Source organism: Actinomycetospora callitridis (assembly GCF_028737265.1).
GTDB lineage: Bacteria > Actinomycetota > Actinomycetes > Mycobacteriales > Pseudonocardiaceae > Actinomycetospora > Actinomycetospora callitridis.
In genome coordinates this window covers 52,553-78,752 of record NZ_JAQZAK010000015.1, presented here as the reverse complement: position 1 = coordinate 78,752, position 26,200 = coordinate 52,553, and the positions used below count along the sequence as shown (strand labels likewise).

Annotated in this window: 22 protein-coding genes; 11 read left to right on the top strand and 11 right to left on the bottom strand. The window is 74.0% G+C overall.

Annotation, left to right across the window (positions count from 1 at the left end; genetic code table 11):
- Both PH191_RS28890 and PH191_RS28885 read left to right on the top strand, forming a co-directional pair.
- Positions 1-1,636: helix-turn-helix transcriptional regulator (locus PH191_RS28890; protein WP_274198076.1), on the top strand; the 1,636-nt coding region annotated here is incomplete at its 5' end.
- Positions 1,637-1,712: 76 nt separating this feature from the next.
- Complete coding sequence (locus PH191_RS28885) at positions 1,713-2,537, top strand: alpha/beta fold hydrolase (RefSeq protein ID WP_274198075.1); 825 nt, start codon at positions 1,713-1,715, stop codon at positions 2,535-2,537.
- 51 nt (positions 2,538-2,588) lie between these two features.
- Here the strand turns inward: PH191_RS28885 and panB are convergent, their stop codons facing one another.
- Positions 2,589-3,425 carry a 3-methyl-2-oxobutanoate hydroxymethyltransferase gene (panB, locus tag PH191_RS28880; protein ID WP_274198074.1) on the bottom strand — a complete coding sequence of 279 codons (837 nt, stop codon included), beginning with the start codon at positions 3,423-3,425 and terminating at the stop codon, positions 2,589-2,591.
- A 200-nt stretch (positions 3,426-3,625) separates the two neighbouring features.
- Here panB and PH191_RS28875 point away from each other — a divergent pair, with 200 nt between their 5' ends.
- Both PH191_RS28875 and glnA (PH191_RS28870) read left to right on the top strand, forming a co-directional pair.
- Positions 3,626-5,221 carry an alpha/beta hydrolase gene (locus tag PH191_RS28875; RefSeq protein WP_274198073.1) on the top strand — a complete coding sequence of 532 codons (1,596 nt, stop codon included), beginning with the start codon at positions 3,626-3,628 and terminating at the stop codon, positions 5,219-5,221.
- A gap of 57 nt (positions 5,222-5,278) precedes the next feature.
- Positions 5,279-6,622 (top strand): type I glutamate--ammonia ligase, encoded by a 1,344-nt coding sequence (gene glnA / locus PH191_RS28870; protein WP_274190248.1) that lies wholly within the window; start codon positions 5,279-5,281, stop codon positions 6,620-6,622.
- A gap of 6 nt (positions 6,623-6,628) precedes the next feature.
- Here the strand turns inward: glnA (PH191_RS28870) and PH191_RS28865 are convergent, their stop codons facing one another.
- The gene (locus PH191_RS28865) at positions 6,629-6,832 is read right to left on the bottom strand and encodes a DUF4177 domain-containing protein (protein ID WP_274190247.1); all 204 of its coding nucleotides are present in this window, start codon (positions 6,830-6,832) and stop codon (positions 6,629-6,631) included.
- A gap of 69 nt (positions 6,833-6,901) precedes the next feature.
- On the opposite strand from PH191_RS28865, the gene PH191_RS28860 reads away from it, so the two are divergent.
- The 3 genes from PH191_RS28860 (at position 6,902) to PH191_RS28850 (ending at position 10,968) form a co-directional block, all read left to right on the top strand.
- Positions 6,902-9,994, top strand: coding sequence for a bifunctional [glutamine synthetase] adenylyltransferase/[glutamine synthetase]-adenylyl-L-tyrosine phosphorylase (locus tag PH191_RS28860; RefSeq protein ID WP_274198072.1), 3,093 nt, complete (start codon positions 6,902-6,904; stop codon positions 9,992-9,994).
- Between the two features lie 392 nt (positions 9,995-10,386).
- Positions 10,387-10,731, top strand: a complete 345-nt coding sequence (locus PH191_RS28855) for a hypothetical protein (protein ID WP_274198071.1) — start codon at positions 10,387-10,389, stop codon at positions 10,729-10,731.
- Positions 10,732-10,767: 36 nt separating this feature from the next.
- A complete protein-coding gene (locus tag PH191_RS28850; RefSeq protein WP_274198070.1) occupies positions 10,768-10,968 on the top strand; it encodes a hypothetical protein in 201 nt (66 codons plus the stop codon).
- A 70-nt stretch (positions 10,969-11,038) separates the two neighbouring features.
- Here PH191_RS28850 and glnA (PH191_RS28845) read toward each other — a convergent pair whose 3' ends face one another.
- Complete coding sequence (gene glnA / locus PH191_RS28845) at positions 11,039-12,460, bottom strand: type I glutamate--ammonia ligase (RefSeq protein ID WP_274198069.1); 1,422 nt, start codon at positions 12,458-12,460, stop codon at positions 11,039-11,041.
- Between the two features lie 297 nt (positions 12,461-12,757).
- Here glnA (PH191_RS28845) and PH191_RS28840 point away from each other — a divergent pair, with 297 nt between their 5' ends.
- Positions 12,758-13,240 carry an RDD family protein gene (locus PH191_RS28840; protein WP_274198068.1) on the top strand — a complete coding sequence of 161 codons (483 nt, stop codon included), beginning with the start codon at positions 12,758-12,760 and terminating at the stop codon, positions 13,238-13,240.
- An 18-nt stretch (positions 13,241-13,258) separates the two neighbouring features.
- Here the strand turns inward: PH191_RS28840 and PH191_RS28835 are convergent, their stop codons facing one another.
- Together PH191_RS28835 and lipA are read right to left on the bottom strand one after the other, a co-directional pair.
- Positions 13,259-14,005 carry a DUF4191 domain-containing protein gene (locus PH191_RS28835; protein WP_274198067.1) on the bottom strand — a complete coding sequence of 249 codons (747 nt, stop codon included), beginning with the start codon at positions 14,003-14,005 and terminating at the stop codon, positions 13,259-13,261.
- 49 nt (positions 14,006-14,054) lie between these two features.
- On the bottom strand, positions 14,055-15,038 hold the full coding sequence (gene lipA, locus PH191_RS28830) for a lipoyl synthase (protein WP_274198066.1): 984 nt from the start codon (positions 15,036-15,038) through the stop codon (positions 14,055-14,057).
- A gap of 131 nt (positions 15,039-15,169) precedes the next feature.
- Here lipA and PH191_RS28825 point away from each other — a divergent pair, with 131 nt between their 5' ends.
- On the top strand, positions 15,170-16,111 hold the full coding sequence (locus PH191_RS28825; protein WP_274198065.1) for an LLM class F420-dependent oxidoreductase: 942 nt from the start codon (positions 15,170-15,172) through the stop codon (positions 16,109-16,111).
- Between the two features lie 136 nt (positions 16,112-16,247).
- Here PH191_RS28825 and lipB read toward each other — a convergent pair whose 3' ends face one another.
- The 6 genes from lipB to PH191_RS28795 form a co-directional block, all read right to left on the bottom strand.
- Positions 16,248-16,994 (bottom strand): lipoyl(octanoyl) transferase LipB, encoded by a 747-nt coding sequence (gene lipB, locus PH191_RS28820; RefSeq protein ID WP_274198064.1) that lies wholly within the window; start codon positions 16,992-16,994, stop codon positions 16,248-16,250.
- Positions 16,991-18,268 (bottom strand): NAD(P)/FAD-dependent oxidoreductase, encoded by a 1,278-nt coding sequence (locus PH191_RS28815; protein WP_274198063.1) that lies wholly within the window; start codon positions 18,266-18,268, stop codon positions 16,991-16,993. Before PH191_RS28815 ends, lipB begins: the two co-directional genes overlap by 4 nt.
- A complete protein-coding gene (locus PH191_RS28810; protein WP_274198062.1) occupies positions 18,265-19,155 on the bottom strand; it encodes a TIGR01777 family oxidoreductase in 891 nt (296 codons plus the stop codon). Before PH191_RS28810 ends, PH191_RS28815 begins: the two co-directional genes overlap by 4 nt.
- 224 nt (positions 19,156-19,379) lie before the next feature.
- Positions 19,380-21,416 carry a 2-oxoglutarate dehydrogenase, E2 component, dihydrolipoamide succinyltransferase gene (gene sucB / locus PH191_RS28805; RefSeq protein ID WP_274198061.1) on the bottom strand — a complete coding sequence of 679 codons (2,037 nt, stop codon included), beginning with the start codon at positions 21,414-21,416 and terminating at the stop codon, positions 19,380-19,382.
- 52 nt (positions 21,417-21,468) lie between these two features.
- On the bottom strand, positions 21,469-22,845 hold the full coding sequence (lpdA, locus tag PH191_RS28800) for a dihydrolipoyl dehydrogenase (RefSeq protein WP_274198060.1): 1,377 nt from the start codon (positions 22,843-22,845) through the stop codon (positions 21,469-21,471).
- Between the two features lie 116 nt (positions 22,846-22,961).
- Positions 22,962-24,479, bottom strand: a complete 1,518-nt coding sequence (locus tag PH191_RS28795; RefSeq protein ID WP_420791863.1) for a leucyl aminopeptidase — start codon at positions 24,477-24,479, stop codon at positions 22,962-22,964.
- Between the two features lie 73 nt (positions 24,480-24,552).
- Between PH191_RS28795 and gcvT the strand changes: the two genes are divergently transcribed.
- Together gcvT and PH191_RS28785 are read left to right on the top strand one after the other, a co-directional pair.
- Entirely contained in the window at positions 24,553-25,668 is a 1,116-nt protein-coding gene (gcvT, locus tag PH191_RS28790) for a glycine cleavage system aminomethyltransferase GcvT (protein WP_274198059.1), read from the top strand.
- 10 nt (positions 25,669-25,678) lie between these two features.
- Positions 25,679-26,167 (top strand): cupin domain-containing protein, encoded by a 489-nt coding sequence (locus PH191_RS28785; protein WP_274198058.1) that lies wholly within the window; start codon positions 25,679-25,681, stop codon positions 26,165-26,167.
- Positions 26,168-26,200: the final 33 nt, after the last annotated feature.

Genomic DNA, 26,200 nt, shown 5'->3' with positions numbered 1-26,200 from the left:
CCTCGCCCGCGTGGCCGAGCTGCACGCCCGCGGCGGCGACCCCGACCGCGCGGCCGCCCTGCTCCTGCGCCACGCCCGCGAGCACCGGGCGGCGGGCGCCCGGTCGGCGGCGCTCGCGGTCCTCGAGCAGGCGACGGCGCTGGCGGGGGAGGGACACCGCGTCCCGGTCGCCCTCGAGCGCGTCGAGGTGCTCGCCCTCGCCGCCCGCACCGACGAGGCGCTGGCCGTCGGCGGGCCCCTGCTCGGCCGCGCGGACGGGCCCGCGCTCGCCGTCTCCCTGGCGCGCGCCTGCGTCGCGGCCGAGCGGTTCGCGGAGGCGCAGGACCTCCTCGCGCGCGCCGAGGCCCCCGACGACCCGCGCGTCCTCGCCGTCGCCGCGCAGGTCGCCGCGGGCACGGGGGAGGTGACGCACGCGGTGGACCTGGCGCGGCGCGCGCTGGTCACCGCTCGGGGTGAGGCCGCCTGCGAGGCCCTCGAGGTCGTCGGGCGGGCGCTGCGGCGCAGCGATCCGGAGGGGTCGGCGGCGGCGTTCCGGCGCGCGGCGGAGATCGCCGAGCGGGACGGACTGACCGACTGGCGCCTCCGCGCGCTCTCCGAGCTGGGCGTCGCGGACATCTTCGGCACCGGCGACGGCGGGTCCCTGCGCCGCGCGCGGGAGCTGGCGCAGGAGGCGGGCCTGATCGGCACCGCGACGATGCTCGAGCTGCAGCTGGTGGCCGTCGACAACGGCCGGCTCGGTCCCGTCGCCGCAGCCGCGCAGGCCGAGCGGGTCGCCGAGCGCGCCGGCCGTCTCGGGCTGCGCGGACCCCGCGCCCAGGCGCTGGGCTTCGTGGCGCGCGGGCGGGTGTTCGACGGTCGCCTCGACGAGGCCGACGCGCTGCTGACCGAGGCGACGGAGCTCGCCGCGAACCCGGTGCACATCGCCAGCGCCCGCGCTCTCGGGCGGGCCCACGACCGCTGGCTCGCCGGCGACACGGCGGCCGCGCTCCTCGCGTACGACGACACCGTGGACCCGCTGCGCCGCGCCGAGGCCACGAGCCCGACCCCGGGGTGGGGGGAGCGGGCGGTGCTGCGCACGGCGGTCGCGCCCGACGATCCCGGCCCGCGGGAGGAGCTGCGCCGGTCCGACGTGCTGGTCCAGGCGCTCAACCGCGGTGCGCTGCACCTTTGCGACGCGGTGGCCGCCGCCGAGCGGGGCGACGACCCCGCACCCGACCTGGCCGCGGCCGACGAGCTCCTGGCCCGGCCCTTCTTCCGTCACCTCCTGCGCTGCTTCCTGCTCGAGCACACCGTCCTCGGCGACCCCGTCCCCGTCCTGCACGAGGCCCTGGCGTGGGCGGCCGGCACCGAGGAGGTGCGGCTCGCGGAGTGGTGTCGTGAGCGGTTGCGGGGCCTCGGGGCGCCGGTGCCGCGCCCGCAGCGCGACGTCGTCGACGTCCCGCCCGCGCTCCGGGCGCGGGGCGTCACCGGGCGGGAGATGGAGGTGCTGCGGCTCGTCGGCGCGGGCCTGGGCAACCCGGAGATCGCCGCGCGACTGCACCTGTCGCGGCGCACCGTCGAGACCCACGTGGCGAACCTGCTGGCCAAGACCGGCGCGGCGAGCCGGGTCGAGCTGCGGAGCCGGCTCCCGCGCTGAGTCCCGGATCCGTGGACCCCTGGATCCGTGAGCCTCACGGATACGCCGCGACACGGCACCGAGCAGGGTCGGAGCCATGACACGGACACACGAGATCACCACCGGCATCGTCGACGTGGGCGACGCCCGACTGCAGTACCGGGAGCGGGGCGCGGGCGCTCCCGTCCTGCTCCTGCACGCCGGAGCCTTCGGCGACTGGTTCGCCCCCGTCTTCGACGAGCCCGCCCTCGACGGGGTGCGCCTCGTCGAGGTGCACCGCGCCGGGTACGGCGAGAGCTCCACCCCGGAGACGCACCTGACCTTCGCCGACCACGCCCGCCAGGCCCGCACGCTGTTGCGCGAGATCGGCATCGAGCGCGCCACATGGGTCGGGCACTCGTCGAGCGCGAGCATGGCGCTGCAGGGCGCGATCGACGCGCCCGAGGCGGTCGCACGGCTGGTGCTCCTGGAGCCGGCGCCGAGCCCGGCCGGACCGTCGTCGGAGGAGCTCGTGCGCACGGCGGTCGGGCCGGCCGTCGGCGCGGCCCAGTCCGGGGACATCCGGGGCGCGGTCGACACGTTCCTGATCGGGGTGGCCGGGCCGGACTGGGCGGCTGTCGCCCGGCAGCGGCTCGGCGTCGACGCGATGGAGCGCATCGTCCGCGACGCCCGCTTCTTCTTCGCCGACGAGGTCGTCGCGGCGATGGAGTGGACGATCGACGAGTCCGTCGCGGCTCGGGTCGGCACCCCGACGACGCTGGTCTACGGCATCGCCGGCGTGACGAAGGCGCACGAGGAGACCACGCGGACGCTGGCCGGCTGGCTGCCGAACGCCGAGCTGATCGCCCTGCCGGGCGTCGGGCACTCGATGCCGCTCGAGGACCCGGCCCTGGTCGCGAGGACGGTGGCTGACGCCATGTGAGCACTTCGAGGTGCTCCAGCACTCCGAAGTGCTCACATGGCCGAAGGCCACCTAGTCGAAGCTGTGCTCGGGGCCCGGGAAGACGCCGTCGCGCACCTCGCGGGCGTAGGAGCCCGCGGCGTCGGCGAGCACCGAGCCCATGTCGGCGTAGCGCTTGACGAACTTCGGCGTGCGCCGCGCGGGGTCGGACAGGCCGACCATGTCGGTCCACACGAGCACCTGGGCGTCGCACTCCGGGCCCGCGCCGATGCCGACGGTCGGGATGGGGACCTCGGCGGTCACCCGCTTGGCGACGTGCGCGGGCACCATCTCGAGCACCACCGCGAACGCGCCGGCCTCGGTGACCGCGCGGGCGTCGGCGAGCATCTTGTCCGCGGCGTCCTCGCCCCGGCCCTGCACCCGGTAGCCGCCGAGGGCGTGCTCGCTCTGCGGGGTGAAGCCCAGGTGCGCCATCACGGGGATGCCGGCGTCGACGATCGCGCGGATGCGGTCGGCGTAGTGCGCGCCGCCCTCGAGCTTCACCGCGTGCGCGCCGCCGCTCTTCATGAACTCGACGGCGGTGGTGACGGCCTGCTCGACCGAGACCTGGTAGCTGCCGAAGGGGAGGTCGGCGACGACGAGGGCGTGGGGGGCGCCGCGCACCACGGCGCGGGTGAGGATCAGCAGCTCCTCGGTGGTCACCGGCACGGTGGTGTCGTAGCCGAGCACGGTGTTGCCGGCGGAGTCGCCGACGAGCAGGACGGGCACGCCCGCCTCGTCGAAGATCCGCGCCGTGTTCACGTCGTAGGCCGTGAGCATCGGCCACCGCTCGCCGCGTGCCTTCATCTCCCGGAGGTGGTGCACGCGGGTGCGGCGACGCTGCGGGGGAGTGGAACCGGGTGACGTCATCGTCGTCCGTCCTTGCCTCGAGGCCCACCGAGCGCGGCGGGTCCCCGGGTCGTCGGGAGGTTGCCGGGCCAACGCTCGCACCGCCGCGGCGACCCGGCCGCCCGCTGGGACCAGCCTCACAGTGCGATGTCGGACACCGCTCACCTCGCCCGGGAAGCCCGTCACCGGACGGTCACGGGGCCCGTGGCAGGGTGACCGCCGTGCGATCCACCGCGAGCCGGCAGCGCCGTCGTCCGAGGGCCCTCGTCGCCGCCGTGGTGGGGATCGCCGCGATCCTGCTCGGGGGATGTGCGCAGGTCGTCCCGGGTGTCGCGGTGCCCGACCCCGCGGGGAGCGCCCCGCCCGGGCTCGAGGCGTTCTACGGCCAGCAGCTCGCCTGGGGTCCCTGCGCGCCGTTCGCCGCCACCGAGGAGGACCGCCAGATCTACGCGGACCCCTCGCTGCAGTGCGCGCGGATGCAGGTGCCGCTCGACTACGCGGCCCCGGACGGCCGGACCGGCACGATCGCGGTGCTGCGCCACGCGGCGCCCGCCTCGCCGGAGCGCATCGGCTCGCTCGTGATCAACCCCGGTGGTCCGGGTGCCTCGGGTATCCAGACCGCCGCCTACCTCTCGACGTCGCTCGCGTCGACCGAGGTCGGGCGCCGCTTCGACGTCGTCGGCTTCGACCCCCGCGGCGTCGGGGAGAGCGAGCCGACGATCCGTTGCCTCGAGGGCCCGGAGCGCGACGCCGACCGCCGGGACGACGACACCGACTCCTCGCCCGCCGGCGTGGCCCAGACCGAGGCCGAGGAGCGCGAGACCGTCGACCGCTGCGCCCAGCGCACCGGCCCGGACGTGCTGGCCAACGTCGGGACGCGCGACGTCGCCCGCGACATGGACGTGCTGCGTGCCGCGCTCGGCGACGCCCGGCTGACCTACCTCGGGTACTCCTACGGCACCCGGATCGGCTCCACCTACGCCGAGCAGTTCCCCCGCAACGTGCGCGCGATGGTGCTCGACGGCGCGCTGGACCCCGACCAGGACCCGGTGACGGAGCTGGTCGAGCAGGGCCGGGGCTTCCAGGGGGCGTTCGACGCCTTCGCCCGCGACTGCACGACCCGCCCGAACTGCCCGCTGGGCCAGGACCCGGCGCAGACGACGGCGGCGTACCAGCAGCTCACCCGCCCGCTGATCACCGCGCCGCTGCCCCTGCGCGACGGCCGGGTGCTCTCCTACGCCGACGCCCAGCAGGGCACGATCAACGCGCTCTACGTCGAGGCGTACTGGCCGCGGCTGGTGCGCGCGCTCAGCGACCTGCGCGCCGGCCAGGGGTCGCAGCTCATGACGCTCGCCGACGAGTACTACGAGCGGAACCCCGACGGCACCTACGCCTCGTCGCAGGACGCCTTCGAGGCCATCCGCTGCGTCGACGACCCGCGCATCACCGACCCCGCGCAGTCGCTGGCCCGCGCGCAGGCCTACAACGAGGTGGCGCCGTTCCTCGACAGCGGCCGCGGCGTCTCGTCGGCGCGCGACAGCTGCGCCTTCTGGCCGGTGCCGCCGACGAGCCAGCCGCACCTGCCGCAGGTGCCGGGCCTGGCGCCGCCCCTGGTCGTCTCGACCACCGGCGACCCCGCGACGCCGTACCAGGCGGGCGTGGAGCTGGCCCGGGCCCTGGGCGGCTCCCTGGTGACGAAGATCGGCGACGAGCACACCGCGGTGTTCCAGAACTCGCCGTGCGTCGACGACATCGCCACGCGCTACCTGATCGACAACACCCCGGCCCCGCCGAACGCGACGTGTCCGGCCACCTAGGCACGCGTGACCCATCCCCGCTTTCGGGGATCTGGAGGCACACCTAGGGTCTGGCCCATGGATCGCCAGCAGGAGTTCGTCCTGCGCACGCTCGAAGAGCGCGACATCCGCTTCGTGCGGCTGTGGTTCACCGACGTGCTGGGATACCTCAAGTCGGTGGCCGTCGCGCCCGCCGAGCTCGAGGGCGCCTTCGCCGAGGGCATCGGGTTCGACGGCTCGGCGATCGAGGGCTTCGCGCGGGTCTACGAGTCGGACATGGTCGCGAAGCCCGACCCGTCGACGTTCCAGGTGCTGCCCTGGGAGACCGCGGGCGGCGGGCACTACTCGGCGCGCATGTTCTGCGACATCACGATGCCCGACGGCTCGCCGTCCTGGGCCGACCCGCGCCACGTGCTGCGCCGCGCGCTCTCGCGCGCCGCCGAGGCCGGGTTCACCTGCTACGTGCACCCCGAGATCGAGTTCTACCTGCTGCGCGACCTGCCCGGCGACGGCACGCCCCCGGTCCCGGCGGACACCGGCGGCTACTTCGACCAGGCCAGCCACGACGCCGCGCCGCACTTCCGGCGCCGGGCGATCGAGTCGCTCGAGGCGATGGGGATCTCGGTGGAGTTCAGCCACCACGAGGGTGGCCCCGGCCAGCAGGAGATCGACCTGCGCTACGCCGACGCCCTGACGATGGCGGACAACATCATGACGTTCCGCTACATCGTCAAGGAGGTCGCGATCACCCAGGGGGTGCGCGCGTCCTTCATGCCCAAGCCGTTCACCGAGCACGCGGGCTCGGCGATGCACACGCACATCAGCCTGTTCGAGGGCGACCACAACGCCTTCCACGACGCCTCGGAGCCCTACGAGCTGTCGAAGACGGGCAAGGCCTTCGTGGCCGGGGTGCTGCGCCACGCCCGCGAGCTCTCGGCGGTGACGAACCAGTTCGTCAACTCCTACAAGCGCCTCATCGTCGGCGGCGAGGCCCCCACCACCGTGTGCTGGGGCCACGCCAACCGCTCGACGCTCGTGCGCGTCCCGATGTACTCGCCGGGCAAGGCCTCGTCGCGCCGCGTCGAGGTGCGCACCATCGACACCGCGGCCAACCCGTACCTGGCCTACGCGGTGATCCTCGGCGCCGGGCTGAAGGGCATCGCCGAGGGCTACGAGCTGCCGCCCGCGGCCGAGGACAACGTCTGGATGCTCTCCGAGGGCGAGCGCCGGGCGATGGGCTACGAGACGCTGCCCCAGAACCTCGACGGCGCGCTCGCGGCGATGGAGCGCTCGGAGCTCATGGCCGAGGTCCTCGGCGAGCACGTCTTCGACTTCTTCCTGCGCAACAAGCGCGCGGAGTGGGACGCCTACCGCCGCAACGTCACGCCCTACGAGCTGGCGACGTACCTGCCGACCCTCTAGACGGCGCTAGACGGGGCGCTCGAAGGTGACCAGCAGGCCCTCCACACCGCCCGGGCCGAGGCGACCCTTGACGTCGGCAGCCGTGATGGCCTTGAGCTGCCAGCCGTCGGCCGCCTCGTCGTTGAGGATCCGCTCGAGCTTGTCGTCGGAGAGCTTGCCGCCCATCAGGCCCTCGCGGACCTGCACGACCTTGTACTGGAAGCGCTGCATGCCCGCGATCCTGCCAGCGGACGGGGCGGGCGGGCGGCAGCACGGGCCCCGTCCTGGAAGGCTCGGGGCATGACCGAGTCCGCGCCGTCGAGCCGCCCCGCCGGACGCACGGGGCGGGCCCCCGCCAGGCTCGGGCTCACCGACCCGGACGCGGGGACGCGGCTCGCCGACCTGGGCTGGTGGGACGGCGACGCCCCCGTCGAGGGCACCGAGCTCGCGGTGTGGGCCCTCGCCCGCAGCCCCGACCCGGATCTCGCGCTGCTGGCGCTCGAGCGCCTGCGCGAATCGCTCGACGAGGGGGAGTGGGCGGCGCTCGCGGAGGCGCTGCGCGGCGACCAGGGCCTGCGCGGCCGCCTGTTCGGCGTGCTCGGGGGCTCGACGGCGCTCGGCGACCACCTCATCGCCCACCCCGAGCGCTGGCGCAGCCTGCAGAGCGAGAGGACACCCGGGCGCACCTACGACCCCTCGGTGCTGCCCGACCTCGCCGAGCGCACCCGCACGTTGATGACCGCGGTGGGCGCCGAGCACGGGGCCGACGTGCCCCGCGCCACGGTGCTCGAGCCCGCCGGGATCGGGGTGCTGCGCCTGGCCTACCGCGACGAGGTGCTGGCCCTCGCCGCCGCCGACCTGCAGTCGGTGTGCGAGCCCGAGCTGCCGGTCGTGCCGGTCGAGGTCGTCGCGGCCCAGCTCGCCGACCTCGCCTCCGCGGGCCTGCGGGCCGCGTTGGCGGTCGCGGACGCCACGGTCGCCGACGCCCTCGGCGCCAAGGACGACCGGCAGCCCGGCGACCCGCTCCCGTGCCGTCTCGGGGTCATCGGGATGGGCAAGTGCGGCGGCCGCGAGCTGAACTACGTCAGCGACATCGACGTGATCTTCGTGTGCGACGGCCCGACGGACGTCGCCACCCGGCTCGCCTCGACGATGATGCGCATCGCCACCGAGGCGTTCCTCGAGGTCGACGCCAACCTGCGTCCCGAGGGGCGGCAGGGGGCGCTGGTCCGCACCCTCGACGGCCACGTGTCGTACTACCGGCGCTGGGCGAAGACCTGGGAGTTCCAGGCGCTGCTCAAGGCCCGCCCGGTCGCCGGCGACGAGGAGCTCGCCCGCGAGTACTGCGAGGCCGTCGACCCCATGGTGTGGAGCGCCGCCGACCGCGACGACTTCGTCGCCGACGTCCGGGCCATGCGCCGTCGCGTGGAGGACCACATCCGCGCCGACCACGCCGACCGCGAGATCAAGCTCGGCCGCGGCGGGCTGCGCGACGTCGAGTTCGCCGTCCAGATGCTGCAGATGGTGCACGGGCGCGGCGACGAGACGATCCGCAGCCAGAACACGCTCGAGGCCCTGGCCGCGCTCGCCGACGGGGGCTACGTCGGACGCGACGACGCCGCCAACCTCGCCGCGTCCTACCGCTTCCTGCGGATGCTCGAGCACCGCGTGCAGCTGCAGAAGATGCGCCGCACCCACCTCTTCCCGTCCGACGGCGACACCGCGGGCCTGCGGTGGCTCGCCCGCGCGGCCAAGCTGCGCGCCGACGGCTCCCGCGACGCCGTGGGGGTGCTCCAGCACGAGCGCTCGCGCCACACGGTGCGCGTGCGCCGGCTGCACGAGAAGCTCTTCTACCGCCCGCTGCTGGAGTCGGTGGCCCGGGTGCCGGGTGAGGACCTGGTGCTCACCAGCGAGTCCGCCAACCGCCGCCTCAAGGCGCTGGGGTGGACGTCGCCGCAGGGCGCACTCGGGCACCTGCAGGCCCTGACCAGCGGGGTCAGCCGCGCGAGCCGCATCCAGCGCGCGCTGCTGCCCGTGCTCCTCGACGAGCTCGGCCACACCGCCGACCCCGACCACGGGCTGCTGGCGTACCGGAAGGTCTCCGAGGCGCTCGCCGACACCCCGTGGTTCCTGGGCTACCTGCGCGACGAGGGCGTGGCCGCCGAGCGGCTGATGCGCGTGCTCGGCACCTCGCGCTGGGTGGCCGAGCTGATGCCGCGCACCCCGGAGGTCCTGCGGCTGCTCGCCGGCGACGGCCCGCGCGCCGATCTCGTGGCCCGCAGGCCCGACGAGGTCGCCGCCTCGCTGCGCAACGCCGTCGGCCGGCACACCGACCCGGCCTCGGCGGGCCAGGTCGGCCGGTCGATGCGCCGCATCGAGCTGGTGCGCGTCGCGTGCGCCGACCTCCTCGGCCTGATCGACGTGACCGCGGTGTGCGAGGCGCTCTCGAGCATCTGGGTGGCGGTGCTGCAGGCCGCGCTCGCGGCCGCCGAGCGGGGGCTCGCCGACGGCGAGGGCCCGCCCCCGGCCCGGATCGCCGTCATCGGGATGGGCCGGCTGGGTGGCGGGGAGCTGGGTTACTCGTCGGACGCCGACGTCCTCTTCGTCTGCGAGCCGGCCGACGGTGTCGACGACGCGGAGGCCGTGCGCCACACGAAGGCCGTCGCCGAGGCCGCGATCGCCGCCCTGGGCGCGCCGAGCCCCGACCCGCCGCTCGAGGTCGACACCAAGCTGCGTCCCGAGGGCCGCAGCGGCCCGCTCGTGCGGACGCTCGCGTCGTACCGGGACTACTACGCGAAGCTCGCGAGCACCTGGGAGTACCAGGCGCTCCTGCGCGCCCGCCCCGTCGCGGGCGACGAGGCGCTCGGCGCGGCGTTCGTCGAGGCCGTCGACCCCTACCGCTACCCGGCCGACGGGCTGCCCGACGCCCAGGCGGTGGAGATCCGGCGCATCAAGGCGCGCGTCGACAACGAGCGCATGCCGCGGCGGGCCGACAAGGCCCTGCACACCAAGCTCGGCACCGGCGGGCTCGCCGACGTCGAGTGGACCGTGCAGCTCCTGCAGCTCCAGCACGCCGGTTCCGTGCCGTCGCTGCGGACGCCGTCGACGCTCGAGGCCCTCGACGCCGCGGCGAAGGCGGGGCTGCTCGACGCGGGCGACGCCGAGGAGCTCGCCGCCGGCTGGACCATGGCGACCCGGGCCCGCGGCGCCGCCACCCTGGTGCGCGGCCGTCCCACCGACGAGGTGCCGCGCTCGGGGCGCGACCTCGCCGCCGTCGCCTCCGCGCTGGGCCACGACGCCGACGCCGACCCCGGCGAGTTCCTCGACGAGTACCGCCGCGTCACCCGCCGCGCCCGCGCCGTCGTCGACCGGGTGTTCTACCTGGTGGACTGACGCCGGGGCTGGTGCACCTCCTGGTGCACCTCCGGTGCAAGCGCTGCGTCCACGCTGGCACTGGACGCCAGGATCGCCACAGGCTCGCTCGAGCGACACGCCGGTCGGTCGCCCGGGGGCGCACCCCTCCGGCCCCGCACGACGGGCACGTTGCGCATGATCACCGAGCCTGCCGAGCTGCCGAACGTGCCCGTCGCGCGCGCTGAGCGACCTGCCCGCCCCGGAACGAGCGAACGGCACCCTCGCTCCGTCGGACGGAGCGAGGGTGCCCTTCGCTGCGGTGCGGCGCCTCAGCAGACGGTGCCCGTGCCCCGCGTGAGGTGCGCCGCGATCGGGGGTGCGTGCGGCCGGGTGGGTGGCGTTCGGGCCGTCGATGACCGACGATCGAACACGTGTTCGATGAGCGCGGTCCGGCGCAGCGCCGCAACGACCGGTCCGGCGCGCTGCAGCGCGACGAGGTCAAGCGCGTCTGGGTCGACCTCGCGATCGCCTACCCGCGCCCGGAGGACCAGCCCGTCCGGCCGATGCCCGAGGGCGTCGACCTCCAGAGTCGCGTCCCCGGCGAGCTGCTCGCCTGGCGCCGCACGACGACGGGGGAGTGGGTGGGCTGGGTGTGCCTGCCCGTCCGGCGTGGCGAGGAGATCCGCTACGTCTACCAGTACGTCGTCGCGGCGGCCCTGTCGCTGCGCGAGGACGTCCCGGACAAGAGATCACACGACCGTTCTCCCGGCCGCTGAGCGAGCCACTGAGCCGGTCGTGCCAGCATGGCGGGCATGTTCTCGGCTCTCGGTCTCACCACGATGCGCGGCTGTGTGATCGGCTGGGTGATCAGCGCCGTGCTCCTGGTCGTCGGCCTCGTCTTCACGTTCACGCCCCACCCGGTCATCGGGATCGTGATCTTCGCCGTCGGCGTCGTGGGCATCGTCCTCGTGACCCTCGCCGTCCTGCGCGTGCGCAAGGGCCACGCCGGCTGACCCACGGGCCGGGACGCACGACGGCCCGGCCACCACCAGGGTGACCGGGCCGCCGGCACTGCTCAGGAGATCAGCAGTTGTAGTACAGCTCGAACTCGTACGGGTGCGGCCGCAGGCGCAGGCCGGTCACGTCGTCGCGCTTGAGCTCGACCCACTTCTCGATCAGGTCCGAGGTGAACACGCCACCCTCGAGCAGGTAGTCGTGGTCGGCCTCGAGGTTGTTGATCGCGGCGTCCAGGCTGGCCGGGACCTGCGCGATCTCGGCGGCCTCCTCGGGCGGGAGCTCGTAGAGGTCCTTGTCGACCGGCGTCGGCGGCTCGATCTTGTTCCGGATCCCGTCGAGGCCGGCCATCATCATGGCGGCGAAGGCCAGGTACGGGTTGCCCGACGAGTCGGGGCAGCGGAACTCGAGGCGCTTGGCCTTCGGGTTGTCGCCGGTGATCGGGATGCGGACGCACGCCGAGCGGTTGCGGTTCGAGTACACGAGGTTGATCGGGGCCTCGAAGCCGGGCACCAGGCGGTGGTACGAGTTGATCGTCGGGTTCGTGAACGCGACGAGGCTCGGGGCGTGGTGCAGGATGCCGCCGATGTAGTGGCGGCCGAGGTCCGAGAGGCCCGCGTAGCCGTTGGCGTCGTAGAACAGCGGCTCGCCGCCCTTGAACAGCGACTGGTGGCAGTGCATGCCCGAACCGTTGTCGCCGGCGATCGGCTTCGGCATGAACGTGACGGTCTTGCCCGCCTGCCACGCCGTGTTCTTGACGATGTACTTGAACAACTGCAGGTCGTCCGCCGCGTGCAGCAGCGTGTTGAACTTGTAGTTGATCTCGGCCTGACCGCCGGTGCCGACCTCGTGGTGCAGCTTCTCGAGCTCGAAGCCCGAGTTGATGAGGTTGGTGCCGATCGCGGCCCGCAGGTCCGAGCTCTGGTCGGTCGGCTCGACGGGGAAGTACCCGCCCTTCATCGAGACCTTGTTGCCCTTGTTGCCGCCGACCTCGTCGCGACCGGTGTTCCAGTGGCCCTCGATCGAGTCGACCTCGTAGAACGTGCCGTTCGGCTTCGAGTCGTAGCGCACCGAGTCGAAGATGTAGAACTCGGCCTCGGGGCCGAAGAAGCACGTGTCGGCCACGTCGACGGTGGACAGGAACTTCTCCGCCTTGCGGGCCACGTTGCGCGGGTCGCGGCTGTAGGCCTCGAGCGTCAGCGGGTCGTGGACGAAGAAGTTCATGTTCAGGGTCTTCTGGGCCCGGAACGGGTCGATCCGGGACGTCGCCGGGTCGGGCAGCAGCGTCATGTCCGACTCGTTGATGCTCTGGAACCCGGTGATCGACGAGCCGTCGAAGGCCAGGCCGTCGGTGAAGACGCCCTCCTTGAGCTCCGACGCCGGCACCGTGAAGTGCTGCATCTGGCCAGGGAGGTCGCAGAACCGGACGTCGACGTACTTCACCCCCTCGTCGGAGATGTACTTGAAGACCTCGTCCTGATTGTTGAACACCCTCGGTGGCTCCTTCACACGCTTGCCGGGGACGACGGGGGGTCGAGTGGTCAGCGGAGGGCACCGTACCCACCGATCGGGGGCAAGGTCCGTGACCGTTCCAGGTGATCCCGACGCTAGGTCGGTGCTGTTGCTCGCCCGTCACCAGCATGTTTCACAGCAGTTAACGCGCACTGGGTGGCCGCGCGACGACGCAGCGCCCCCGGCCCCCGACGGCCGTAGCCTGTCACGGTGTCGTGGTTTCGTGAATGGCTGGACGGCGCCGGACGACCCGCGCGTGGTGACACGGCCGGTGAGGTGGCCACGGACGGTCCCGCCCCGGCGACCGGACGCACCCGGCCGGCCTCCCCGCCGTCGGGCCCCGGGGAGGCGCCCGACGCCGACGGCTACCCCGGCGAGCGGTTCGGGCTCCCCGAGACCGGCCCCGGCTCCGTGGCCACGCTGCTGCGCCGCGGCGGGCAGTTCCTGCTCGACTCGCTGCTGGCCGGCGTCGTCGCCCTGATCTTCACCTACCCGGCGCCGCCCCAGAACTGGAGCCTGCTGACCTGGGCGATCCTCATGGTCGTGCCGGTGGCGGTGATCGGTGCGACGCCCGCGATGGCGCTGCTGGGGATGCGCGTCGTGCGCCTGGACCGTCCGGAGTCGGCCGGGGTCGGCCTGCTCTGGACCCTGGTGCGCACGGCCTCGGTGTTCTTCATCGTGCCGGCGCTGATCATGGACCGGGACTCGCGCGGCATCCACGACCGTGCCAGTCGCACGGTGGTCATCCGGACCCGCTGACGGCGAGCCACCGCCGAGCTACCGGCGGCGCGCGGTGCGCTGCATGCCCTTCATCTGCTGGGCGCCCTTGGGCATCGGGCCCTTGGGCATCGCCGGCCCGCTGCGGCTGGCCAGAGCGGCGAGGCGCTTCTCGACGGTCTCCATCTGGCTCTTGTCGATGTTGCGCGGAAGCTTGGTGACGTGCCGCTGGAGCTTCGAGAGCGGCACCTGGCCCTCCTCGTCGCCGACGAGGACCTCGTAGATCGGCACCTGCCCGACGATGCGGGCGATGCGCTTCTTCTCCTGCGCGACGAGGCCCTTCGTCCGGTGCGGCACGCCCTCGGCGACCAGGATCACGCCGGGCCGGCCGATGACGCGGTGCACGGCGTCGAGCTGCGTGGTGCCGGCGACGGCCTGGGTGACGCGCCACTGGCCGCGCATGTTGTCGAGCGCCCAGCCGGCGGCGCCGGGCTGGCCCGCGGCCTTCGCGTAGACGTTCTTCTGCACCCGGCGACCGAAGATGATCACGGCCAGGAGGACGCCGAGCAGGACGCCCGTGGGCAGCAGGAACCATTCCTGGCCGATGAGCAGGCCGATGCCGAACAGGACGAGGGCCGTGACGACGACCGCCCCGATCATCAGCGGCAGGAGGAGCTTGTCCTCCTTGCGCTGCATCTGGAACGCCTGCCAGATCTGGCTGAACCGCTCACGGCGCGCGGCCTTCGCGGCCTGCTTGGCGGCCTTCTTCTCTTCCTTGCTCGCCGCACCGGAGCCCTGCTTCGCCATGCGCACCATTCTGCCCTACGGGGGCATCACGCCGTCCACGCAGCGTGGGTCAGGAGCGCGAGCGCGCGAGCACCTCGCCGACCTCCTGGCGGGCCGGTCCCTCCTCGGCGAGCTCGGCCATGCCCTCGGGCAGGGCCTCGCCACGGGCGATCTTCGCCTGCGCGTAGAGGCGCCCGGCGCGGTACGACGAGCGCACGAGCGGCCCGGCCATGACGCCGGGGAAGCCCATCGCGAGCGCCGCGTCCCGGTGCTCCACGAACTCCTCGGGCTTGACCCAGCGCTCCACGGGGTGGTGGCGCAGGCTCGGCCGCAGGTACTGGGTGAGCGTCAGCAGGTCGCAACCGGCGTCGACCAGGTCCTGCATCGTCGTCGTGACCTCGTCGGGCGTCTCGCCCATGCCGAGGATCAGGTTCGACTTGGTGACGAGACCGGCGGCGCGCGCCTTGCGGATCACGTCGAGGGAGCGCTCGTAGCGGAACCCCGGACGGATGCGGCGGAAGATGCGCGGCACGGTCTCGAGGTTGTGCGCCAGCACCTCGGGGGCCGCGTCGAAGACGGGGCCCAGCTGGTCGTCCCGGCCGTCGAAGTCGGGGATGAGCAGCTCGACGCCGGTGCCGGGGTTCTGGGCGTGCACCTGGCGGACGGTCTCGGCGTAGAGCCACGCGCCGCCGTCCTCGAGGTCGTCGCGGGCGACGCCGGTGATCGTCGAGTAGCGCAGGCCCATCTGGCGCACCGACTCGGCGACCTTCTGCGGCTCGAGGCGGTCCAGCGGCGAGGGCTTCCCCGTGTCGATCTGGCAGAAGTCGCACCGCCGGGTGCACTGCTCGCCGCCGATGAGGAAGGTGGCCTCGCGGTCCTCCCAGCACTCGAAGATGTTCGGGCAGCCGGCCTCCTCGCACACCGTGGCGAGACCGGAACCCTTCACGAGGCCCTTGAGCTCGGTGAAGTTCGGTCCGGTGGCCACGCGCGTGCGGATCCACTCCGGCTTGCGCTCGATGGGCGTCTGGGAGTTGCGGACCTCGAGCCGCAACATCTTCCGTCCGCGTGCAAGATCTTGGCTGGGGCCGACCGTCACGTGCCCGACCCTACGCCGCACGGACGTGTCCTTCAGACCGATGTGGGCGGGGAAGGTTCGGACCGTGACGGGATGACTACCCTGATCGTGTGGACCTCCGGATCTTCACAGAGCCCCAACAGGGCGCCGCCTACGAAGATCTGCTCCGCGTCGCGAGGTGTGCTGAAGCGGCGGGCTTCGACGCGTTCTTCCGGTCCGACCACTACCTCGCCATGGGCGACGCGAACGGGCTCCCGGGGCCCACCGACGCCTGGCTGACCCTCGCCGCACTCGCGCGGGAGACGACCACGATCCGCCTCGGGACGCTCATGACCGCCGCCACCTTCCGCCTGCCCGGCCCGCTGGGCATCACGGTGGCGCAGGTCGACCAGATGTCGGGCGGACGCGTCGAGCTCGGCCTGGGCACCGGCTGGTACGAGGCCGAGCACCGGGCCTACGGCATCCCCTTCCCGCCGCTGCGCGAGCGCTTCGGGATGCTCGCGGAGCAGCTGGAGATCCTCACCAGCTCCTGGCGCACCCCGGTCGGCGTCACGTACTCCTTCGCCGGCGAGCACTACACGTTCGACGACAGCCCCGGCCTGCCGAAGCCGCTGCAGACCCCGCACCCGCCGATCATCGTCGGGGGCAACGGGCCGTCGCGGACGCCGAAGCTCGCGGCGGACTTCGCCACCGAGTTCAACATGCCGTTCGCCGGCCTCGACGCCCTCGTCGAGGGCCAGGAGCGCGTCGACACCGTGTGCCGCGAGCGCGGCCGTGACCCGGCGACCCTGGGCCGCTCCACCGCGCAGGTGCTCTGCGTCGGCCGCGACGAGGCCGAGGTCGCCCGCCGCGCGGACGCCATCGGCCGCCGTCCCGACGAGCTGCGCGCCAACGGCATCGCCGGCACCCCGGCCGAGGTCGTCGACAAGATCGGGACGTTCGGCGAGCGCGCGGGGATGCAGCGCCTCTACCTGCAGGTGCTCGACCTCTCCGACCTCGACCACCTCGAGCTCGTGGCGTCGGAAGTGGCCTCCCAGCTCGCGGCGGCCTGAGGGCCCCGCCTGAGCGTCAGCGGGGCCTGAGGCCGCGCCTGAGCGTCAGCGGCGGACCCCTACCGGCGTACTCCCCCGATGCAGACGTCGAGCGTCCGTCATCTTCCGTCGATCACCGAGCAGGGGTGCTCGCGGGTCAGGCCCCGGCCGGTGTGCCCACGCGCACGGTGAGGCCGCCGACGGTGACCTCGCGCGGCTCGTCCACGGTCAGCGTGCGCTCGGTGACCTCGAGGTCGCCCTCCAGGGCCGCCAGCACGGCGTCGCGGGTGGCCGCGCGCACCTCGTCGACGCCCACGCGGCGCCCGAGCTCGGCGGTGAGGCTCGTGACCCCGGCGTCGCGGATGCCGCAGGGCACGATCGCGCCGAACGCCGCGAGGTCGGGGTCGGCGTTGAGGGCGAAGCCGTGCAGTGTGACGCCGCGGGCCACGCGCACGCCGATGGCGGCGATCTTGCGGGCGGGCCCGCGGTCGTCGGCGGGCAGCCACACGCCGCTGCGCCCGTCGATCCGGCCGGTGGTCAGGCCGTAGGAATCACACACGGTGATGAGCGCCTGCTCCAGACGACGGACGTGGTCGACGACGTCGAACGGCTGGGCGAGCCCGATGATCGGGTAGCCGACGAGCTGGCCGGGGCCGTGCCACGTGATCTTGCCGCCGCGGTCGACGTCGATGACGGGCGTGCCGTCGGCCGGGCGCTCCTCGGGCAGCGTGCGCTTGCCCGCCGTGTACACCGAGGGGTGCTCGAGCAGCAGGAGCACGTCGGGGCCGCCGTCGACCCGCGCGGCGGCGTGGGCCCGCTGGCGGTCCCAGGCCTCCTGGTAGTCGACGGTGCCGATCTCGTGCACCTCGACGGGCTCGGCGGCGGCGCGGCTGGAACGGCTCACGGGCTCGACGGTACCCCGGCCCCGAGGTACCGGAGCGCCTCCTGCGCCGTCCGCCGCCCGCTGACCAGCGCGCCCTGCACCGAGGGGGTGTCGCGGTGGTCGCCGGCGACGAAGAGGCCGTCGCCCAGGTCCACGGGGTGCTGCAGGCCGGCCGGGGTCGGCGGGATCGCGGCGGGCAGGGCGCGCGGGACCCGGACCGTCGCCAGCTCGTCCCACGCGCCGACGGGCGTGCCCCAGATGCGGGCGAGCTCGCGGCGCAGCTCGGTCTCCGCCAACGGCTCGGGGCCGAGGACGGTGCTGGCGACGAGGTGCCGGTGGTCGGGGGAGTAGGACGGCGCGGCCGCGGTGAGCACCACGGTGTTGACCACCGGTCCGCCCGCGCCGTCGAGGTGCAGGAGCGCCTGGCGGGTCGGGGGCTCGGCGACCACGTGGTACTGCGTGGTCAGCGCGAACGTGCGCGGTGACGGAACGCGGCCGGGGAGCAGCTGCGAGGCCGCGGTGCCCTCGGCCGCGACGATCACCGCGCCGGCGCGCACCGTGCCGCGTGCCGTCTCCACCAGGCCGGGGCCGACCCGCTCGACGGGGGTGCCGAGGTGCACCGTCCCCGCCGGCAGCCGCGCGGCGAGCTGGGCCGGCACCGCGCCGATGCCGCGCGAGGGCAGCGTCAGGTCGCCGAGGGCGAAGCTGCGCCAGAACAGGGAGAACACCCGCGAGGAGGTCTCCAGGTCGCGGTCGCCGAGCACCCCGTTGAGGAACGGGCGCAGGAACGTCTCGGTCGGCGCGCCGCCGAGGCCCCAGCGGGCGAGCTCGTCGGCGGTCGAGCGCTCGGGGGCGCGGGCCTGGGTCCGGGGCGGCACGACCAGCGAGCGCACGGCCAGCGCGGCGATCCGGGCCTTGGCGCCGACCCCGAGCAGCCGGTCGAGGGCGGTGCGCGGCGCCCACGAGGGGACGCGGCGCGGGTCGGCGAGGCGGTGCAGGCGGCCGTCGGCGTCGCGGACCGCGGCGCCCGGGACGAAGCGGCGCAGGTCGAGGGCGTCGAGGTCGAACGACGCGCGCAGCGCCGGGTACGACGTGTTGAGGATCTGGAACCCGCGGTCGACGAGGAACCCGTCGACGACGTCCGTGCGCACCCGCCCGCCGACACCGTCACCGGCCTCGCACACGACGACCGACCGCCCGGCCCGCGCCACCGTGCGCGCGGCCCGCAGCCCGGCGAGCCCGGCGCCCACCACGACGACGTCGACGGCGTCGGGCAGGGGTTCCGGGACCGTCATCCGTCGAGCACCGCGTGCAGGGCCTCGGAGAGCGTGCCGTGGCGGAACTCGAAGCCCTCGCGCTCGAGGACGCCCGGCAGGACGCGCTGGCTCACGAGCACGCCCTCGTCGGCGAACTGTCCGAGCGCGGCCCGCATGGCGAACCCGGGGACGACCCAGGGCGCGGGGCGGCTCATCTGCTCGCCGAGCACCCGGGTGAACTCGTCGTTGGTGACCGGGTCGGGCCCCGTGGCGTTGAGCGGACCGGAGACCGTGTCGTGCTCGAGCGCCCACACGATCGCGCCGATCTCGTCGTCGAGGGAGATCCACGGCCAGTACTGGGTCCCGGGCCCGAGCTTGCCGCCGAGGCCGAACTGGAACAGCGGCTTGATCCGCCCCATGAGCCCGCCCGACGGGGAGAGCACGAGGCCGGTGCGGACGAGGACGACGCGCGCCCCGCCGTCGGCGGCGGGCTTGGTGGCGGCCTCCCAGTCGCGGCAGAGGTCGGCGAGGAAGCCGGTGCCGCGACGGGCGGTCTCGTCGACGGCCATCGCGCCCGTGTCGCCGTACCAGCCGACCGCCGAGCCGTTGACCAGCGTCGGGACACCGTGCTCGGCGACGGCGCGGGCGAGGACGTCGGTGGGGATCATCCGGCTGTCGCGCAGTTCCTGCTTGCGCGCGCCGGTCCAGCGCTTGTCGCCGATGCCGGCGCCGCACAGGTTGACCACGGCGTCGGCGCCCTCGAGCGCGCCCGGCGCGAGGTGCCCGGCGGCCGGGTCCCAGCCGCGCTCGTCCGGGGCCTGCGGGGTCCGGCGGACGAGACGGACGACCTCGTGCCCGGCCTCCCGCAGGCGGGGGACCAGGGCGGTGCCGATGAGTCCGGAGGACCCGGCGATGACGACGCGCATGGGGTGATCGTCGCGGAGTGTCCGGCCCGACGCGACCCGGGGTCGGCCGTTCGGCCCCGTCGTGGGGTATCCGGCCTGTTCCGCGCGAAGGGCACCGTCGCGCGGCCAGAGCGGCGAGGGGCGCCCTTCGCCGGAACGGCGTGGCTCGGGGCGCGACGACCGAAGGGCACCGTCGCGCGGAGAGAACGCGCGAGGGTGCCCTTCGGTCGGAACAGGAGCGCGAGCTACAGGCCCAGCTCGCCCTCGAAGGCGCCGCCCTCGAGGCGGTCCATGATCGTCGTCAGGAAGCGTGCGGCGTCGGCGCCGTCGACGATGCGGTGGTCGTAGGACAGGCACAGGTAGGCCGTCGAGCGGATGGCGATGACGTCGCCGCCCGAGTCGTCCTGGAGCACCACCGGCTTCTTCACCACGGCGCCGGTGCCGAGGATGCCGACCTGGGGCTGGTTGATGATCGGCGTGTCGATCAGCGCGCCCCGCGAGCCGGTGTTCGTGATGGTGAAGGTGCCGCCCGAGAGCTCGTCCGGCGTGATCTTGTTCGCCCGGGTGCGCTCCGCGACGTCGGTGATCTTGCGGGCGAGCCCGGCGAGGTTGAGGTCCCCGGCGTCGTGGACCACGGGCACGATCAGGCCGGCCGGCGAGTCGACGGCGATGCCCAGGTGCTCGGCACCGTGGTAGGTGACCTCGCCCTTCTCGGTGTCGATCATCGCGTTGACCTGCGGGTGGGCCTTGAGGGCCTCGACGGTGGCCAGCGCCATGAACGGCAGGAACGAGAGCTTCACGCCCTCGCGCTTCTGGAAGTCGGCCTTCGCCCGGTCGCGCAGTCGCGCGATCCGCGTGAGGTCCGCCTCGACCACCGTCGTGAGCTGGGCGGAGATCTGCAGCGACTCCACCATGCGCTTGGCGATCGTGGCGCGGCGCCGCGAGAGCTTCTGCGTGGTGCCGCGCAGCCCCGAGGTGTCCGGCGCGGGCGCGCCGGAGGAGCCACGGGAACCGGACGCCGAGGGCTTCTGCACCTCGCCGCCGTGCACCGCCCCGCCGCCGGAGCCGCCCCCGGCCTGCGCCGCGGCCGGGGCGTCGCCCGCCGGAGTGGCTGCGGCGCTGTCCTGCTCGTCGGCGGCCTTGACGACGTCCTGCTTGCGGATGCGGCCGCCGACGCCGGTGCCGGTCAGCGACGACAGGTCCACGCCGCGCTCGGCGGCGAGCTTGCGCACCAGCGGCGTGACGTACGGCGAGCCGGTCTCCCCGCCCCCGTCGCCCGCGGGGGCCGACGCCCCGTTGCCCTGCGTCGAGGCCTGCGACGGCGCCTTCTGCGCACCCGCGTTCGCGGGCCCGCTCGGGCCGGTGGGCTGCTCGGTCTCGTGCGAGACGTAGTCGTCGGCGCCGGACGCGGCCTGGGCGCCGGCCGGGGCCTCCGCGGGCTCCGGCTCGTTCGGGCGCTCGGGCTCGGGACGCGGGTCCTCGCGCGGCGGGGCGGCCTCGGCCTGCGGCGGCTCGGCCTGCGGCGGCTCGGCCTGCTGCGGCTCGGTCTGCTGGGGCTCGGGCTGCTGCGGCTCCTGCTGGGTGGGGGCCGGCGAGCCCCCGCCCGACGCCTGCGACGCGTCGCCGATCACGGCGAGGGCGCCGCCGACCTCGACGGTGTCGTCCTCGCCGGCGCGCAGCTCGAGCACGGTGCCGGCGACGGGCGAGGGGATCTCGGTGTCGACCTTGTCGGTGGAGACCTCGAGCAGCGGCTCGTCGACCTCGACGGTGTCGCCGACCTGCTTGAGCCAGCGGGTGACCGTGCCCTCGGTGACCGACTCGCCCAGCGCGGGCATCTCGACGGTCGTGCTGGCCCCGCCCGACGAACCGCCGGACGAGCCGCCCGACGAGGACGCCGCCGCGGGCTGGGGCTCGGGCTGGGCCGGCTCCGGCTCCGGCTCGGACTGCTGCTGGTGCTCGGGGGCCGGCTCGGGCTGGGACTCCTGGGCCGGCTGGGACTCCTGGGCCGGCTGGGCCTCACCGCCCGACGATCCGCCGCCCTCGCCCTCGTCGCCGATCACGGCGAGGTCGCCGCCGACCTCGACGGTGTCGTCCTCCTGCGCCACGATCCGCTGCAGCACCCCCGCCTGCGGCGACGGGATCTCGGTGTCGACCTTGTCGGTGGACACCTCGAGCAGGGGCTCGTCGACGTCGACGTGGTCGCCCTCCTGCTTGAGCCAGCGCGTCACCGTGCCCTCGGTGACGCTCTCCCCGAGAGCAGGCATCTGGACGGTGTAGGCCATCGTGCTCGTGACTCCTCGTGCGTGTCTCGGGTGTGGTCAGCGGTGGCCAGGATCAGCCATGACTGTGCAGGGGCTTGCCGGCGAGCGCGAGGTGCGCCTCCCCGAGGGCCTCGTTCTGCGTCGGGTGGGCGTGGACGAGGTTGGCCACGTCGGCGGGCAGCGCCTCCCAGTTGTAGATCAGCTGGGCCTCGCCGACCTGCTCGCCCATGCGCGTGCCGATCATGTGCACGCCGACCACGGGGGCGTCGTCGCTCGTGCCGCCCTTGACGAGCTTGACGGCGCCGGAGGTCTTGAGGATCTGCGACTTGCCGTTGCCGGCGAGGTCGTAGGTGAGGGTCTGCACCTCGCCGTAGACCTCCTTGGCCTGCGCCTCGGTGAGGCCGACCGAGGCGACCTCGGGCTCGCAGTAGGTGACCCGCGGGATGCCCGTCTCGTCGATCACCGGCGGGTTGAGGCCCGCGATCTCCTCGGCGACGAAGATGCCCTGCTGGAAGCCGCGGTGGGCCAGCTGCAGGCCGGGGACGATGTCGCCGACGGCGTAGATGTTGGCCACGCCCGTGTGCAGGCGCTCGTTCGTCGGGACGAAGCCGCGGTCGAGGGTGACGCCGTTCTCCTCGTAGCCGAGGTCGGCGGTGTTCGGGCCGCGGCCGACGGCGACGAGCAGCAGGTCCGCCTCGATCTGCTCGCCGTTCTCCAGGCTGATCGTCACCGAGTCCGCGCTCTGCTCGACGCCGGTGAACTTCGTGCCGGTCTTGAAGGCGATCTTGCGCTTGCGGAACTGGCGCTCGAGCGACTTGGAGAGGAACTCGTCCTCGTTGGGCACGAGGTGCGGCAGGGCCTCGACGATCGTGACCTCGCTGCCGAAGCTCTTCCACACGCTGGCGAACTCGACGCCGATGACGCCACCGCCGAGCACGACGACGCGCTCGGGCACGTAGTCGAGGTTGATGGCCTCGGTGGAGGTGAGCACCCGGCCGCCGAGCTCGAGGCCGGGCAGCGTCTTCGAGTACGAGCCGGAGGCCAGGACGATGTGCCGGCCCTGGTAACGCTGCCCGTCGACCTCGACGGTGTCCTGCCCCACGAGCTTGCCGGCGCCCTCGATCAGCGTGACCTTGTTCGCCTTCACCAGGCCCTGCAGGCCCTTGTAGAGGCGCGCGACGACGTTGTCCTTGTAGGAGTTGACGCCGCTCATGTCGATGCCCGACAGCGAGCTCTTCACGCCGAACTGCTCGCCCTCGCGCGCCGAGTCGGCGACCTCGGCGGCGTGCAGGAGGGCCTTCGTCGGGATGCAGCCGCGGTGCAGACAGGTGCCGCCGACCTTGTCCTTCTCCACCAGCGCGACCGAGAGGCCCAGCTCCGCGGCCCGGAAGGCGCAGGCGTACCCCCCGGACCCGGCTCCGAGGATGATGACGTCGTACGTGTCGCTCACTGCTGCTACTCCCGCGTCGGCGTGTGGCGTGCGGTGGCCCCGGCCCGACATCGTGGTGTCGGGGAGGCGTTGTCCGGGTTCATCCTTCCACCTCCGCGAAACCCCCGCGGCCGACCTCAGCCGTTGCGGGCGATGTCGTCGAGCACGGCGGCGATCGTGCGGACCGGGACGCCGGTGCCGCCCTTGGGCGTGTAGCCGTGCGGACCGCCGGTGTTGAAGGCCGGTCCGGCGATGTCGAGGTGCACCCACGGCACGCCGTCGGCGACGAACTCCCGCAGGAAGATGCCGCCCACGAGCATCCCGCCGAAGCGGTGGTTGGTGACGTTGGCGAGGTCGGCCACCCGCGAGTCGAGGTCGCTGCGCAGCTCGTCGGGCAGCGGCATCGCCCAGCCCCCGTCGCCCGCGGCGACGGCGTGGGCGGCGACCCGGTCGCGGAACTCGTCGGTGCCCATGACCCCGGGCGTCCGCGAGCCGAGGGCGACGAGCTGGGCGCCGGTGAGCGTCGAGGTCTCGAGCAGGTAGTCGGGGGAGTCCTCGCAGGCGCGGGCGATGGCGTCGCCGAGGACGAGACGGCCCTCGGCGTCGGTGTTGAGCACCTCGACGGTCGTGCCGCCGTACATCGTCAGGACGTCGCCGGGGCGGTACGCGGTGCCCGAGGGCATGTTCTCGGCCATCGGCACGGTGGCGACGACCTCGACGTCGAGCCCGAGGTCGGCGGCCAGGCAGGTCGCGGCGACGACCCCGGCGGCCCCGGACATGTCCGAGGTCATGTGGTCCATGTTGGCCGCGGGCTTGATCGAGATGCCGCCCGTGTCGAACGTGATGCCCTTGCCGACGAGGGCGACCTTCTTGCGCGGGTTCGCGGGCGAGTACGTCAGCCGGACCAGCCGCGGCGGCCGCGACGACCCGCCGCCGACGCCCAGGACGCCGCCGTAGCCGTGCTCGGCGAGCGCGGACTCGTCGAGGATCTCCACCGACACCCCGGCGGCCTCGGCCAGGGCACGCGCCCGCTGCGCGAACGCGTCCGGGTAGAGGTCGTTGGGCGGGGTGTTGACGAAGTCGCGGGCGTGGCGGACGGCCTTCGCGACCGCGGCTGCCCGGGTCACCGACGCGTCGTCGTTGCCCACGAGACCGACGATCGCGAGCTCGGTCGGCGCGGTCTCGGGGGCCTTCTTGTAGTCGGTGAAGGCGTAGTCGCCGAGCAGCGTGCCCTCGATCGCGGCAGCGAGGTCGAGCGCGGAGAGCGTGGTGACGATGCTGGCGGCGTGCCCGTGCAGGGTCCGCGCCGCGGCACCGGCCGCACGTCGGACCTGCTCGGCGAGGTCGGGCGTCTCGCCCGCCCCGCCCGTGTCGCCCGGCTCGGCCCCGAGCCCGACGGCGACCACGAGCGGCGCCCCGATCGACCCACGGGTGGGGACGCGGGTGACCTCCTCGGCCTTGCCCGTGCCGCCGAGCAGCGCGACCAGGCCGGGCAGCTCGCCGGCGAGGTCGCCGAGCGCGGACGTCGGGCCGGCCACGACGGGGTCGCCGCCGTCGGTCCCGGGTCGCACGCCGACGACCACGGCGTCCACGTCGGCGAGCGCGTCGGTGCCCGGGTCGGGGCCGAGGAGCTCGAGGTCGGGGGTGCTGCTCACGTGGGGTGTCCTCCTGCGCCGGGCGGTGTCGATCACATGCTAGGACCGGGGCGGCTCCCGTACCGTGCCGCGGGTGTCCGAGACCGTGCCCGACTCACGTCGTAGCCCGCTGCACGATCACCACGTCGCCCTCGGGGCGTCGTTCGCGCCGTTCGGCGGCTGGGAGATGCCCGTCCAGTATTCGGGCACGGTGGCCGAGCACACCGCCACCCGCGAGGCCGTCGGCCTGTTCGACGTCAGCCACCTGGGCAAGGTCCGCATCAGCGGCCCCGGCGCCGCGGCGTTCGTCGACCGCTGCCTGACGAACGACCTGTCGCGGATCGTGCCGGGCAAGGCGCAGTACACGCTGTGCTGCAGCGAGAACGGCGGCGTCGTCGACGACCTGATCCTCTACCTCGTCGGCCCCGACGAGGTCTTCGCCGTCCCGAACGCCGCGAACTCCGCGGGCGTCGGACGGCGCCTCGCCGAGGTCGCCCCGTCCGGGATCACCGTGGCCGACGAGCACGACGACCACGTGGTGCTCGCGGTGCAGGGGCCCGCGTCGCCCGAGGTGCTCGCCGAGGTCGGCCTGCTGACCGATCCCGAGCCGCTGGACTACATGGCCTTCGTCGACGCGGAGTGGGCCGGGCGCCCGGTGCGCGTCTGCCGCACGGGCTACACCGGCGAGCGGGGCTACGAGCTCATCGCGCCGTCGGACGGTGCCGGGGAGCTGTGGGACGCGCTGGCCGCCGTGGTGGCCGAGAAGGGCGGGCTTCCCGCCGGGCTCGGCGCCCGCGACACCCTGCGCACCGAGGCGGGCCTGCCGCTGCACGGCCAGGACCTCGGCCCCGACATCACGCCGCTGCAGGCGCGGTGCGGGTTCGCCGTCGGCTGGAAGAAGGACGAGTTCTGGGGCCGCGAGGCGCTGCTCGCCGAGCGCGAGGCGGGTCCGCGGCGCCGCTCCTGGGGGCTGCGCGCCACCGGTCGCGGCGTGCCGCGCGGGCACATGGCCGTGGTGCAGGGCGACGTCCCCATCGGCGAGACCACGTCCGGCACGTTCTCGCCGACGTTGAAGACGGGGATCGCGCTCGCGCTGCTCGACACCGCGGCGGGCGTCGAGGAGGGCGAGACGCTGACCGTCGACGTCCGCGGCCGGTCGCTCGAGTGCGAGGTCGTCAGCCCGCCTTTCGTCCCCTCGCACGTGCGGTGAGGATGATCGGGTGAGCTTCCCGACCGAGATCCCGGAGTCCGCGCCGGGCGTCTACCGCTTCCGCGCCGAGGCCGAGCAGGCCGGCCCCGCCCTGTTCACCGCGCCGAGCGACGTCGTCGGCGGCGGCTTCGGCCTGTTCGAGAACGCCGCCGTCCCGGGCCGCTGGGGTGCGATCCCGCACTACCACCAGGGGTTCTCCGAGTCGTTCTGGGTGATCTCGGGCCGGCTCGCGGTGATGAGCGGGCAGAAGTGGCAGGTGCTCGAGCACGGCGACTTCGCCCACGTCCCGGTCAACGGTGTGCACGGGTTCCACGCCGTGGGCGAGGAGACGGCCCGCTTCCTCATCCTCTTCGTGCCCGGGGCGCCGCGCGAGGAGTACTTCCGGGGCCTCGTCGAGCTGTTCACCCGCGGCGCGAGCACGGAGGAGATCGACGCCTTCGCCCTCACGTGCGACCAGGTGAACCTCCGCGACTGGCCCCACGACCCGATCCCCACGTGAGCGGAGTTCCCGGCCATAGCCGGGAACTTCGCT